The organism is Streptomyces sp. NPDC059853 (genome assembly GCF_042731495.1).
In the GTDB taxonomy this organism is placed as follows: Bacteria; Actinomycetota; Actinomycetes; order Streptomycetales; family Streptomycetaceae; genus Streptomyces.
In genome coordinates, this window is record NZ_JBHWJL010000001.1 from 51,550 (window position 1) to 64,550 (window position 13,001).

12 protein-coding genes and 2 pseudogenes are annotated in these 13,001 nt (G+C 68.4%); 9 read left to right on the top strand and 5 right to left on the bottom strand.

Annotated elements, in window-relative coordinates; genetic code table 11:
* Positions 1–485: 485 nt before the first annotated feature.
* A pseudogene (locus ACFV5N_RS00200) lies at positions 486–743 on the top strand (D-glutamate cyclase family protein); the annotation flags it as partial.
* Positions 744–820: 77 nt separating this feature from the next.
* On the opposite strand, the gene ACFV5N_RS00205 reads toward ACFV5N_RS00200, so the two are convergent.
* Both ACFV5N_RS00205 and ACFV5N_RS00210 read right to left on the bottom strand, forming a co-directional pair.
* A complete protein-coding gene (locus ACFV5N_RS00205; RefSeq protein WP_385592096.1) occupies positions 821–1,744 on the bottom strand; it encodes a hypothetical protein in 924 nt (307 codons plus the stop codon).
* Positions 1,741–2,160: a hypothetical protein gene (locus tag ACFV5N_RS00210; protein WP_385592098.1), complete on the bottom strand. Its 420-nt coding sequence runs from the start codon at positions 2,158–2,160 to the stop codon at positions 1,741–1,743. The genes ACFV5N_RS00205 and ACFV5N_RS00210 overlap by 4 nt, the downstream gene beginning before the upstream one ends.
* 179 nt (positions 2,161–2,339) lie before the next feature.
* Between ACFV5N_RS00210 and ACFV5N_RS00215 the strand changes: the two genes are divergently transcribed.
* Together ACFV5N_RS00215 and ACFV5N_RS00220 are read left to right on the top strand one after the other, a co-directional pair.
* On the top strand, positions 2,340–5,153 hold the full coding sequence (locus tag ACFV5N_RS00215) for a CHAT domain-containing protein (RefSeq protein ID WP_385592100.1): 2,814 nt from the start codon (positions 2,340–2,342) through the stop codon (positions 5,151–5,153).
* A gap of 169 nt (positions 5,154–5,322) precedes the next feature.
* A complete protein-coding gene (locus tag ACFV5N_RS00220; RefSeq protein ID WP_385592101.1) occupies positions 5,323–5,829 on the top strand; it encodes a transporter in 507 nt (168 codons plus the stop codon).
* Between the two features lie 41 nt (positions 5,830–5,870).
* Here ACFV5N_RS00220 and ACFV5N_RS00225 read toward each other — a convergent pair whose 3' ends face one another.
* On the bottom strand, positions 5,871–6,620 hold the full coding sequence (locus ACFV5N_RS00225) for a DNA-methyltransferase (protein ID WP_385592103.1): 750 nt from the start codon (positions 6,618–6,620) through the stop codon (positions 5,871–5,873).
* A 390-nt stretch (positions 6,621–7,010) separates the two neighbouring features.
* Between ACFV5N_RS00225 and ACFV5N_RS00230 the strand changes: the two genes are divergently transcribed.
* From ACFV5N_RS00230 to ACFV5N_RS00250, 5 genes and pseudogenes are all read left to right on the top strand, one after another.
* Entirely contained in the window at positions 7,011–8,114 is a 1,104-nt protein-coding gene (locus ACFV5N_RS00230; protein WP_385592104.1) for a C40 family peptidase, read from the top strand.
* A gap of 66 nt (positions 8,115–8,180) precedes the next feature.
* Positions 8,181–8,489: a DUF6112 family protein gene (locus tag ACFV5N_RS00235; RefSeq protein ID WP_385592106.1), complete on the top strand. Its 309-nt coding sequence runs from the start codon at positions 8,181–8,183 to the stop codon at positions 8,487–8,489.
* Positions 8,489–9,139, top strand: coding sequence for a hypothetical protein (locus ACFV5N_RS00240; protein ID WP_385592108.1), 651 nt, complete (start codon positions 8,489–8,491; stop codon positions 9,137–9,139). Before ACFV5N_RS00235 ends, ACFV5N_RS00240 begins: the two co-directional genes overlap by 1 nt.
* Positions 9,140–9,172: 33 nt before the next feature.
* Positions 9,173–10,528, top strand: coding sequence for an ATP-binding protein (locus ACFV5N_RS00245; RefSeq protein WP_385592110.1), 1,356 nt, complete (start codon positions 9,173–9,175; stop codon positions 10,526–10,528).
* 50 nt (positions 10,529–10,578) lie between these two features.
* Positions 10,579–11,049: pseudogene (locus tag ACFV5N_RS00250) on the top strand (SCO6880 family protein); the annotation flags it as partial.
* Between the two features lie 512 nt (positions 11,050–11,561).
* On the opposite strand, the gene ACFV5N_RS00255 reads toward ACFV5N_RS00250, so the two are convergent.
* The gene (locus ACFV5N_RS00255) at positions 11,562–11,708 is read right to left on the bottom strand and encodes a hypothetical protein (RefSeq protein WP_385592121.1); all 147 of its coding nucleotides are present in this window, start codon (positions 11,706–11,708) and stop codon (positions 11,562–11,564) included.
* A 173-nt stretch (positions 11,709–11,881) separates the two neighbouring features.
* On the bottom strand, positions 11,882–12,052 hold the full coding sequence (locus ACFV5N_RS00260) for a helix-turn-helix domain-containing protein (protein ID WP_385592120.1): 171 nt from the start codon (positions 12,050–12,052) through the stop codon (positions 11,882–11,884).
* A 609-nt stretch (positions 12,053–12,661) separates the two neighbouring features.
* Here ACFV5N_RS00260 and panD point away from each other — a divergent pair.
* The coding region (panD, locus tag ACFV5N_RS00265) for an aspartate 1-decarboxylase (RefSeq protein WP_385592112.1) at positions 12,662–13,001 on the top strand (340 nt) is incomplete at its 3' end.

The following is a 13,001-nucleotide window of genomic DNA, read 5'->3' on the forward strand; positions in this document are numbered from 1 at the left end:
CGAAGCGGAAACGCGGCGGACACGGGCCAAACCTCGCGGACGAGGTGGAGTGGTTGTTGCCGGCTCCCAAGGCTTCCGACGCGATTAAGGGATCGCCCAACCAGCGATACGGCAACGGGGGCCTCACCCTGCCGTCAGCGGCGATCCGTCTGGCGACCCAGGATGACTCGGACCGAAGCCCACGAAATCTCGGGGGCGCCCCGACCTTGTTCTCCTCGGGGCCCTCGACGGGGGAGCCGAAGAGCGAGAGACAGTGTGGCGGCCGACTGAATAGACTCCCGTGCAGGATTCATGATTCTGACGGAGCGGGGGAAGCCGGTGAACGATCTGAAGCTCTTCCGGGTGGTGGACGGAGTCGCCACCGAGGTTCCGGGGGCTGCGGTCACACTGGAGCGCCACCTTCAGACGTTGATCGAAACCAACGTGGAGACGCTGCTCGGGATCCGGTTCCTGGCATCCGAGTACCGTACGGGCCCCCGTCATGCATGCGGGCCATTCCGGCCGCCCTGGTCGCGCGCGCTGTCGAGATCACCGCGCGCTACCCGACCGGCCACGGCGCACCCGTCCGCATCGGCGACCCGGCGGCCCTGGGCATCGCCGACCTGTCCCGCGTGGACTTCGGACCCTCCCCGGTGATCGAGGACGGCGACGTACCGGTCTTCTGGGCCTGCGGGGTCACCCCCCAACTCGCCCTCCCGGCCGCGGCCCCGGAGTACGCCATCACCCACGCCCCGGGCCACATGCTGGTCCTGGACCACCTGGTCGACGCGCCCCCGAAGACCTGTGACGGGGGTCCGCACGGGGTTCCATGGCTAGGGGCTCAGGCGTCCTTGCGCAGCAGTCTGGTGATCTCTGCTCCCCGATGTGCCGTTAGGGGCCCGTCGGCCGGCAGACCGAGGGTGGCGGCCAATTCTCGGGAGTGGAGATCGACCACCGACTCGGCCAGGCCGCAGAACGTGTCCATCGCCGCACGGCCCCGGCGGCATCCGGTGAGGAAGGCCGCCGCAGCGGCCGGCAGGGCAGGCCACCACCACAGGGCCAGCAGCAGATACAGCACGGACCAGGCGACCAACTGGGCCGCGGCGTCGTACGCGGCACGGGCCGTGCGCAGTTCGCTACGGGTCTCCTCGGGGACCAGGAGCCAAAGCCGGGGCCACACCGCGCTCAGGTCCAGGCCGTATGTCGTGAGGACCCGGCGGTCCACCGCGTGGAGGCGGTCGCCGATCCAGGTCGGGTGGGCGGGGCGTTCCAGGGCTATCCGGTCGCGGGCTGCCAGGCGCCGGGCCGGCTCCGCGTCGTCCGGCGCGGCGACGCCGGGCGGGCGGGCGTGGTGCTGTGCCGTCGCGTGGTGTCGCCAGGCCGCCCTGAGCGACTCGTCGGCGGTGTTCCACCGGATCGTACGGTGTTTCCTACGGCGGGCGGCGAGGCGGTCGAGCGGCCGGGGCCAGGCTCCGCCCCACAGTCGCTCGACGGGCTGAGCCATGGCTCTGATCAGCAGTCCCGTCGCCGTCGCCACCAGTACCACAACGGCGGTGGCACCCAGGATCAGACCGACGGAGGACTCGCCGGGGCGGGACAGCTCGTGGTCGAGCCGGTGAACCGCGGCCGGCAGGTCGTACCAGTGAGTGTGCCCCAGGACAGCTCCCGTCGCCGCGGTGCCGAGGAACAGCAGCCCGGCCGGCATGAGCTGGCTGAGCCACCGCGTGGCCAGGCTCTTGCCCAACTCCGTCAGCAGTGCGTTCATCCGGGGGGATCGATCCGCCGCAGGCGCAGGCCGTGCAGCGCGCACTCCCGGGACATCTCCAGCGGGTCGTCGGCCAGGACCGCGCGCGGGCAGCGGCTCAGGGGACACACCAGCACCGGGGGCGGCACCGGATGACCGGGCAGGGGTGGCATCCCGCCGATACCGCCGCCGCGGGTAACGCCGCGGAGCCCGCCCGCCACCCCGCTGCGGCGCAGCAGTTGGTGCAGGTCCTCCTCTGCGGCGGCCACGTCGGCACCGTCCCGGAGGGCGCCGATGATCCGCTCCGCTTCGCCCGCGATCCCCACCCCGGCGGCGGCGGTGAGCGCGCGGATGTCGGTCAGCTCGGCGCAGATCCGCGCGAGTATGTCTCGCGAGGCTTCCGCCCCGTCGTACCCCGTTGCTGTTCTTCCTGTCACCCCGAAGCCCCTTGCTGCGTCAACAGCGTATGCCTCATGGTAGTGGGGCGAGGGGAACGCGGCGACCGTACGGGGGAGCGATGTTCGGTAGGCGTGAACGGGAACCCGAGGCGGATTTCACGCAAGTTATGGTCATGATGGCTCTCGGGGCGCGGAGTCAGCGGGTTTCGTCCTTCGATATGGCCCTGATCTTGCGTGGCGAGGAATTACATGATCAATTCGACCGCACTCATGATCGGCGTCTGCTGAAAGCCGCGCAGGCGACCTTCCGCCATGTACTGGCATCCAGGCCGTCCGGTGAGTTGCACGCCGCTGCGTTGAACGGCCTCGGCAAGTGCTTGTGGTCACGCTATGAACGGTTCGGCTCCCGGGAGGACATCGACCGTGCGGTGGACACACTGCGCGCGGCCGTTGCCGCCGTGCCCGACGGCCATCCCATGCTGGGTATCTTTCGCGCCAACCTCTCGGGGGCGCTGCAGACCCGCTGGAAGGCCATCAGCGCTCCCGAGGATCTCGACGAAGGCATCCGCGAGATTCGCGCCGCCCTGCGGGACCCCCGGGCCGACGGGAGAACCATCGCTTCACGCCTCAATTCCCTGGGCGGCGCGATGAAGGCCAAGAGCGAGGTGACCGAGGACACCACCGCGCTCGACGAGGCCGTGAACGTGTACGACCGGGCCAGGGAACTGGCCCGGTCGTCGGGGGACGCCTTCCTCATCAACGCGACCAGCTCCAATCTCGCCGAGGCGCTGCGGCTCGTGCATCACCAATCGGTACACGGCGATGCCGAGGCGCTGATCAGGGCGGTACGACTGGCTGTTGAAGCGCTTGGCGGGACACCGGCATCTCATCCTTTGCGGGCACGCTTTCACGCGAATCTGAGCCTGATTCTGATGGATCTCTATCTCGTCCGGGAGCGGGAAGAGGACCTCTTCGCCGCGCTGTCCGCCGCCCGCCAGGCTCTCGCGGCCACCCCTCGCAAGCACCCCAACCGGGCAGAGCGGCTCGCGATATACGCCAGGGTGATGCGGCTGCTGTTCGAGCATTCCTTCGGCCTGGGACATCTGCCGGACGCGTATGCTCCGTTACCCCCCCTGCCGGAACTCCCGGGCCGCATCACCCGCGAGCAGAGTGACATCCTGCTGGCCGTGGTGCGGGCGGCCAAGAGGGCCGCCGCGGCGGCGCCGCCCGGTCATGTGCTGCACGGCTCGTCCCGGATGGCGCTGGCGAGCGCGAGAATGGCGGAAGTCCTGATAGCCGGCAACCACGCCGGCCGACGTAGCGGGCTCCGCATCGGACGGTTACCCGGGCGTGACCTCAAACGGCTGGCCAAAGGCACCGCACACCCCGTCCACCTGCGTATTGAGGCGGCCCAGCTGTGGGCCGCCAACCGGTTACTGGTAGCGATATCGGCACGGCGCCGCGCGTCCGCCAAGGCGGAGGCCCAGGCACGGTGGAGTCTTGACCTTGCCCTCGAACTGCTGCCCAGGACCGTCCCCAGGTCCCTGCCGCGTGCCGACCGGGAGCGTCAGCTGGCCAGGTTCGGCGGCATCGCACGGAGCGCCGCAGCCCTGTCGCTGCGGGCGCAGACCCCGGATCCGCTGCGGGCGCTGCGCCAATTGGAGCACGGCCGGGGGGTGCTCATCGGCCAGAGGCTGGACACGCTCCACGATGTGACCGACCTCCGTGCCCGGGAGCCCTGGCTGGCCGATCGTTTCGAGTCGTTGTCCCGGGAACTCGACCGCCCCGAGGCTCCCGGCTTCCTGTCCGGGTCGCTGCTGACCGACCATGCTCCGCGGGGCACCGGCGAAACACTGACGGGCGAGGACCGGCACCAACAGGCCGTGGCCTGGGACGCGGTGGTGCGGGCCATACGCGGCATCCCCGGCTTTGAGGAGTTCCTGAGGCCTCCCGACCCACGAAGACTCCTGGCGGCACTGGCTCCCATCGGACCGGTGGCCCTGATCAACACCAGCCCAGTTGGGTGCGACGCGCTACTTCTCCACCGGGGGAGAGCATGGTCTGTTCCGCTGCCGGCTGCGGACTTCGCGCAACTGCAGAAGAAAGCTGACGAGTTCACGGCATGTGTACGCCGGGCCGGCGACACTGCGCTGCCGGTTGCCGGGCAGCTCGCCGCCCAGCGGCAGATCTCCACGCTGCTCGGCTGGCTGTGGGAAGCTATCGCCGAACCCGTCCTCGAGGCCCTGGGGTTCACTGGACCGCCGCCCCAGGGGCGGGAATTTCCTCGGATGTGGTGGATTCCGACGGGGCCGCTCAGCGCGCTGCCGCTGCACGCTGCCGCGTCGCCGCACAGTCCAGGCGCCGCTGTGCTGGACCGGGTGGTGTCCTCGTACGCCGCCACCGTACGTACCCTCGCGTGGGCGTGCTCACGGGAGGCTTCGCGCGGACGCACCATGCTCGCGGTCGGGATGCCCTGGACGCCGGGAGCGCCCGAACTGTTGGGTGCCAGGGTCGAGATTGAGAAGGTGAACCGGCTGGTTCCTGCCTCCCGCCGCCTAATCGGGCACCAGGCCCAGTATGCCTCGGTGCTCAAGGCGCTGACCGAGTACACCTGGTTCCACCTCGCCTGTCACGCGATCAGCGGGGCAGAGACGGGTTCGGGCGGCCACCTGCTGCTGAACGACCACACCGAACGCTTGCTGACCGCAGCCGACATCGCCCGGCTGCGCCTGGACCGTGCGGAGTTGGCCTATCTGTCGGCCTGCGAGACGGTGCGCGGTCACGACGCGCTGGCCGATGAGGCGCTGCACATCGCGGGCGCGTTCCACACGGCCGGATTCCGACATGTGGTGGGCACGCTGTGGCGGGTGGACGACGAGGCAGCGATGGAAATCGCCGAGGCGTTCTACTCCGGCGTGGGCCGGGACGCCGCCGACTCAGCCGTGGCTCTGCACCGTGCGGTCCGCGCCCAGCGCGAGCGGTTCCCCGCCACTCCGACCCTGTGGGCCGGGCACATCCACTACGGCGCATGAGGCGTCCAGGCGGTGCCGTTCTGGGCACGGTCGGGGGTAGGCAGAGTCCTGCCCACGAGTTCGGGAACCTGGTCAAGGATCGTCTGGGGGCGGAGGAAGCCGACAAGGTCGACTGGAGCGACCCGCGCGTGGTGTGTGTGGCGGCGGACTTCACCAAGATGTGTTCGCGATGGAGGAGATCGGCCGGCGAGTGGACCTGGTGAGCTACCGGCACTTCGGCGCTGACCTGCTGGCCCTGCAACTCGTCGCCTCCATGGCCGGCTCCACTGCGTCGACTCGATCGTCGGCCCCAGGTGCCGAGAGCGGTCGTGCTGCGGTCAAGGGCGTCCGGCAGTTGTACGACGAGTCGCCGCAGTCATTGAAGGATCTGTATGCCGACCTCGACGTGCTGCTCACTTCGTCCGCGGAGGTGCGGATGGAGTTCCAGCAGCACTACATCGCGTACCGGCGGATCAGGAATGTCGCAACGGTCCGCTTCCAGCCGGCCAGCCATACCCTCGTCGCTCGGCTGGCGGTCGATCCCGATGGCGTTGACCTGGTCGAGGGCTTCACCCGCGACCTCCCAGGGATTGGTGCGCTGGGCACCGGTGCGCTGGAGGTGAAGATCCGCTCCCGGGATGATCTGGCCAGGGCTCGCGACCTCGTACTGCGGAGCGTCGAAGGAGCGTCACGCTGATTCACCGGGGCTGTGTCTGAGACACAGCCCCGGTGGCGGGTTTACTCTTCGGGGCCGGCCGGGTCGAAGTCCTCCTGGGTCAGTTCGTCGCGGAGGCGCTCGTCGGCGATGTCCGCGTAATGGTCGGAGAGTTCGATCCCGACGAACCGTCGGCCCTCGCGCAGTGCCGCCACGCCGGTGGAGTCGGAGCCGGCGAAGGGGTCGAGGACCGTACCGCCGGGCGGGCAGACCTTGACCAGTTCCCGCATGACTTCGACCGGCTTCTGGGTGATGTGCACCCGGTCCTTCCTCGGCTGGCTCGCGGTGTACAGGCCGGGCAGGTAGACCGGGTTGCGATTGGCATCGACCGGTCCCTTGGTGCCCCAGACGATGTACTCGCACGACTGCCGGAGCCTGCCCTTCTGCGGTCGGGAGACCGGCTTGTTCCAGGACGCGATGCCCCGCCACGTCCAGCCTGCGGCTTGCAGAGCGTCCGTCGTGGTGGGCAACTGCCGCCAGTCGCAGAAGACCAGCGCGGCGCCGGACTCGACGGTGGCCCGGTACGCCTCAGTGAGTAGCAGGCTCAGCCAGAAGCCATACGAGCGCTGATCGCGGTTCTCTCCGGGAAAGTTCGCCAGGTCATGGCTGGCATCGGCGGAGATGTACTTGGCGCGGGCGCTGCGACCGGTCCGTTCTCCGCTGGTGCGGCCCCCGCTGTTGTACGGCGGGTCGGTGATCACGGCGTCGACGCTGTTGTCGGCGAGGCGGGACAGCACGGTGAGCGCGTCACCGCGATGGAGGGTGTACGTCATGCGGAAGGCTCTCTCCGGGAAATGGGAAACGACGCCCGGGTTATTCGACCGCGAGCGAGGGATGTGCCGGAGGGTAGCCGCGTTCTCCGGCCGCACCCAATGAGTGCCAGCTTCGTTTGGTGCGGCCGGAATTCATCTCTACTGTTCCGCTCAGCTCGTGGAACGGAACTCGATCCACGGCGCTGACCTGCGGAAATTTGTGTGGAGGTGGGGAAATGCGTCGCGAGAGATTAGCGGTGCAGCTGGCTGCCGCCCCGAGTTAGGCGTCATGGATTCATCCGGCACGGTGTCGGCGAACTTTCGACGAGGCACCGGCACCGTGCCGTCTCTCAGTAAGGAGCTGGTGATGCGGTTGCACGCCTGCATAAGTTCTGTGCGCGGGTCGGTGTCGTGAAAACCACCGCAGCTGTGGTCGCTCTGGTGGCGGCCGGGCCGTTGATGCTGATCGTTCCGGTGGTAGGGGCGCTGGCTGCTGGTGGAGACGTTTCGTGCTCCGATTCAGCCTCGCCGGGCGTGGACGCCGACGCTGTTGCCGACCAGGTGGCCGACGTCTTGGAGAACGGGGAAGCCGGGGCCTCGGCGGTTCCCGGTCTGGATGATCCGAAGGAGCAGGTGCCGTACGCGGTGACGATCCAGGCCACAGGCGCGGCGATGAACATACCGGCGCGCGGGCAGATCATCGCCCTCGCCACCGCGTTGCAGGAGAGCGGGCTGCGGAATCTCAACTACGGCGACCGCGACTCGCTCGGACTGTTCCAACAGCGTCCCTCGCAGGGGTGGGGAACAGCTGAGCAGGTGCGGGATCCGGTGTACGCCAGCACCAAGTTCTACGAAGGGCTCCGCCAGGTTTCCGGCTGGGAGTCGCTGACGGTCACCCAGGCCGCTCAGGCGGTGCAGCGGTCCGGTTACCCGGACGCCTACGCGAAGTGGGAGCCGCTGGCGACCGCCCTGCAACAGGCCATCGATCCGTTGGTGTCCGCGCCGGGCAATGAAGAGCCGCGCAACGGTCTCGGGTGTGATGACGAGGACGGGGGCGACGGGTCCGAGTTCGGTGACATCCCGGCCGGGGCCCTCCCCGAGGGGTACTCGCTGCCGGCGAACGCACCGGAGAACGTACGGACTGCCATCCGCTGGGCTCTCGGACAACTCGGCACCCCGTATCAGTGGGGTGGTTCCTGCACCGATGCCCACGGTCCCGACGCGATGCGCCGCTGCGACTGTTCCTCGCTGATGCAGATGGCCTACCAGGCGGCCGGTGTTGAGCTGTCCCGGACCACATACACGCAGGTCGGGGAGGGAACGGCGGTCAGCGTTGACGCCTTGAAGCCCGGCGACCTGCTCTTCACCCAGGGCACGGCCGAAGTGCCGGAGCACGTCGGCATGTTCATCGGCTCGGGGCTCGTCGTGCATGCGCCCAAGACAGGGGACGTCGTACGAATCGCCACACTCGCCGATTGGCGTGACCAGGTTCTCGTCGTTCGCCGGATCGTCTGAAGGTTTCCGCTTTCGCTTCCGTACCGGCCCGCCACGTTTCGTCCGATCTCGAACTGGAGTTCGTTAATGCTTGTCTTCGACAGGTTGCTCGACCTCGCGTACGACCCGGGGGTGACGCCCCGCGAGGGCGGGTTGCCCGGGCTGGATGTGCTGAAGCAGGTCATGGGCAGCATCAATCTCTTCGGCATCATCGCCGTGGTCGGCGCCCTCGCCGTCAGCGCCCTGGTGTGGGCCTGGGGCCATCACTCCGGCGGTCATCAGGCCGAGGCCACCGGCGAGAAGGGCACCGTTGTGGCCGCCGGCTGCGCACTACTGCTGGGTGCGGCCAACGGGATCGTGGCGTTCTTCTCGGCTCTCGGAACGCAGGTCCAGTGATGCGAAACCTCGATACGCGACGCCGGGTGCTGCTCGGCGGGGCCGTCTTGATGGTGCTGACAGCCCTTGCGGCCTTCTTCGCGTTCCTGACCCGCGATCACCGTACGAGCGGTTCACCACCGGATCCCGTGACCAGTGCGGAGCCGTCCATCGCCCCCGCTCCGGATCGCCCCGAGGTGCCGGAGGCGGAGCTTCCCGAGCCGCCGGAGACCGACGATCCGATCGAGTTCGCCAAGGCCGCGGCCGAGGCGCTGTGGGCCTACGACACCCGCGCGGTCACCCACGAGCAGCACATGTCGGCTCTCCAGGCGTGGATGACCGGCGAGAAGAAGTACACGGATGCGACGTCCGTGGAGGCTCAGGTTCCCTCACCGGTGCTGTGGGCGCAGATGGCGGACAACGGCCAGTTCGCCACGGCGAAGGCGGAGGAGGCCCACTTCCCCATGGCATTCGTCGAGGCGCTCCGGGAAGACCCGGCGGCCATCACCGAGGCGTATCTCTACACCGTCACGGTCACCGGCAAACAGTCCATCGCCTGGAACGGTTCCAGCGCCGGCGGCGCCGAGGCCCGTTCCATCACCCTCGCCGTCCAGTGCCGTCCCGAGAAACCGTGCGCGCTGGCGGCCGTCATGCCGGTCGTCGCCCCCTGATGGCGCGCGACAAGAAGATGAAGGAGGGGCCGAATGGGCCCGTGTGATCTCCCCGTGGTGAATGTCGTCTGCGATGTGGCTGGCGAGGTCATCTCCTCCGCTGGCGGATCGGTGGCCAGCGGGATCGGCGCATGGCTCGGTGCCTGGATCGCCTCGTCGATGGGGGAACTGGCGGCCGGAGCCGCGGACCTCGCCGTACGCGCGGTTGACGCCACGACCACCGTCGACCTGAACGCCGGCTGGTTCCGCGACAACTACGAGCTGCTGCTGCCGATCGGCCTGGTGCTGACGGTGGGCACCTTCTGTCTCCAACTGATCCTCGCAGCCTGGCGCCGGGACGATCGTGCGCTGGCCCAGGCGCTGTTCGGAACGATGACCGGAGTCCTGTTCAGCTTCGCGGCGATATCGGTCACCACTGTGGCGCTGACCGTCGTCGACGTCCTCAGCGCCGGACTGTTCCAGGTGGCGGGCACCAGCATGGAGGACGCCGTCCGCCGCGTGATCAGGGTGTCTCAATTCGGACAGATGTATTCCATGGGCTGGGCCATTCCCGCCCTGGTCGCCCTCGGCTGTGCCATCGGCGCGTTCTTGTACTGGGGCGTCATGGTGGCCCGCAAGGTCGGCATCCTGATCATGGTCACGCTCGCGGTCTTCGCGGGCGCCGGTGGCGGCTGGGAGGTCGCCAAGCGGTGGCGCAGGGGCTGGATTGAGGCCACCGCCACTCTGGTGGTCTCCAAACTGCTGATGACGATCGTCTTCCTGGTGGGCGTGAGCGCGCTGGGGGACTCGGAACCGCAGGACGGACTGGCCGCGCTGTCGGATGCCATGGCCGGCATCGTCGTTCTGGTCCTGGTGCTGCTGTGCCCGTACGCCACGTACAAGTTCGTGCAGTGGGCCGGTGACGGGGCCGGCGGAAACGACCTGCACCGGTCGGGTGTCGCCGGTCTGGCGGTCGCCACCGGCGCCGCAAAGACCGCCGGCATGCTCGCCGTGCAGGCGAAGACCGGCGGCCGTGCGCCGCAAGGCCCGGCCCAGGTACCGGGGACGAACAAGAACGGGGTCGCCTCCGGCATCAACCCGGCTGGCAGCACCCCCGACCCGCTGGACTCCCTCACCCCGCCGAAGCAGACGAACTTCCGCTACGGCGAGAACCCCCACGCCACCGGCGACAAGGGCCAGGCGCTCATCCAGCGTCCCCGCACCGGCGGCGATCAGGGCCAGCCACTGATCCGGCGGCCCGGGCAGCGTGCTCAGTCCGCCGCACCGCCGTCGAGCGCAGACTCCGCCTCCTTGTCCGCGCCCGCGACCACGTACGGGACGGCGACTCCCGGTCCCCCGCCGCAGGGTTCGGCAGCCGCGGAGCCGCCGCACAGGCACCCCGGTACCTGAGCCGAGCCACTCGAACCTCCCTGCCCGTATGTCTCATCGAAACGGTCATCATGCATTCCGAACCACCCCGGCCGGACGCCCCGGCCACCGTCAAGTTCCCGCACCGCTCGCGCCGCGGAGTGCTGCTCGGCCTCACCGCCCAACAGCTCGTCGTGACCGCGACCACCGGCGCACTGCTGCTCGCCGTCATTCTCGGGTACGGCCTGACCGGAGCCCTCAAGCTGCTGCCGCTGTGGGCGGGGGCCCTGCTCGCGGTCTTCGTCCGGCACCGTGGTCGGGCCCTGGCCGACTGGGTGCCGATCACCGTCCGGTATGCCCTTCGCCGGCTCGGCGATCAGCTGCTCTGGCTCGCCCGGCCCGCCACGCGCCCACGCCGCGAAGGGCTGCTTCACCTGCCGGGCACCGCCGCCTCGCTGCGGGTGGTCGACGCCCCGGGTCGTCGGCTGGGGGCCGTGCACGATCCGCACCGGGGCACCCTGACCGCCGTCGTCAAGGTCTCCTCCCGTGCCTTCGCCTTGATGCACGGCTCCGGGGTGCTGGCCGCAGGATTCCGCGGCGCCTCGCAGCAGCCAGGTCGAGACATCGTCTCCACCGAGGCCATGGACGAAGACGACATCTACAAGCTGCCTCGTGTCCGGGTGAGCATCATCGACTCGCCGCAGCGTCGTCCGATCATCGCCTGACATGCCGCTACACCTCTAACGATTGGTGTGCGTCGAACGGCAATTCGAGACAACCGGCCACGACTGAACTACCCTCCTGAGGCGTTGACCACATCCTACCGAGGCCTGCCGGGCGCGCGGGCGAACATGCGTCTCGCCGCGGCCCTCGAACCTCTGGGGCACGGGCACGCCTTGGTGCGTCCAGCAGATCAGGCCCCGACGGAGAGGCCCTGAACGCCGCCGGGTAGGTCTAAGCGGCTTGGTGCCCTAAAGGTCCCCCCGGAGCTTTCACGAGCCGGGGCGGATGCAGGCCTTCAGGAAGGGTCATGCTGTGCGTCTTCGCCCGGAAGCCAGCCAGGCCTGCGCCTCACTCAGGGGTTAACAAACTGACTTGACAGGGAATGGTCGACCTCCGCCTCCATTGCGGCGGCCAACATCCGGCGGGCGCCCTCGCGGACGATCTCGTCGATCAGGGAACCGGACTCCGTGGAGCCGTCCTCGGTGACTACGCTGAGCACGGGCGTGCCTTCCTGGCCCGCGCTGCAACGCGGGCCTACTCGTTGACCATTACGGCATCACTCGGGAAGGTACGCCCATCGCGTCCAACCCGAGGCCGATCCACAGGTCTTGAGCATTGCTCCTCGGGATGAGCAATGGATGAGTGCTGCCATCTGCAGCCCGTGGATATCGGCTAATGAATCTTCTGCTGTTCAAGCCATTTGAATACCTCGGTCCTCTTGTAGAGAACCTTGGCGTTCCTTCCTTGGCCGAGTTTGTACCCCCTCAGGCCTAGTTTCGAGGCTTCCCAGTAGACCCAGCTTGTGGACATGTTCAGCATCGTCGCTACTTCTGAGGTATCCATGAGAACCGGCTCGATTGGGCGGTGCCGTGGTGACGAATGGCTCTCGGAGCGAGTTGCGAGGGGGGTCTGTCCTGCGGACAAGGCTGCTCCTTTGGCCGGGGGCGGGGTTCGATCCCGCCGGCGAGGGTTCTGCGGTCCACGCCTCGGGTGTCGGTTGCGTCCGCTGCATGCCGTAGCTACGACTCCGCAGCGGATGGCAGCAATAATTCGTGAACGGTTCGGGCTTTGCGAGGCTGGGATTCGCTGCTAGTGGGCACGCCTTTGGGGACCGTTGCTCATTGTGGTTAAAGAATCGCTCATCGTGACGAGATGGGTTGCGGTCGTGGCGCTCCAGCGGGTGCGCCAGGCGGGAGTCGGCGAGTCTTCACTGCGGCCGCAAGGGGATGGGGCGCCTTGAGGTGGCGCTGCGTAGGCTGGGGTGTCTTCCCGGCGGGGGGAATGGGGGTACTTGCACGGCCTGATGGGGCGTCACGAAAGTCAGCAAGTGGTCAGCATGAGTCCTGAAAAATCTGGGGAATGCTGCCCGAACATGCGACTGGTAGTACAGTCGCAAAAGAGCCCTTGACCTGCCTAGACGCAGGCAGGGAGCCTAGCTCCAGGAGTAGCTTCATGTTCCGTACAATGTTCAAATCCAAGATCCACCGCGCCACGGTGACCCAGGCCGACCTGCACTATGTGGGATCGGTGACGGTGGACGCCGAGCTGATGGAGGCGGCCGATCTGCTCGCCGGTGAGCTGGTGCACATCGTGGACATCACCAACGGCAGCCGGCTGGAGACCTATGTGATCGAGGGCGAGCGCGGCTCGGGGGTCATCGGGATCAACGGTGCGGCGGCGCATCTGGTGCAGCCGGGCGATCTGGTCATCCTGATCACGTACGCGCAGGCGGACGACGCCGACGCGCGCGCGCCGCGGCCCCGGGTGGTGCAGGTGGACGCCGAGAACCGGG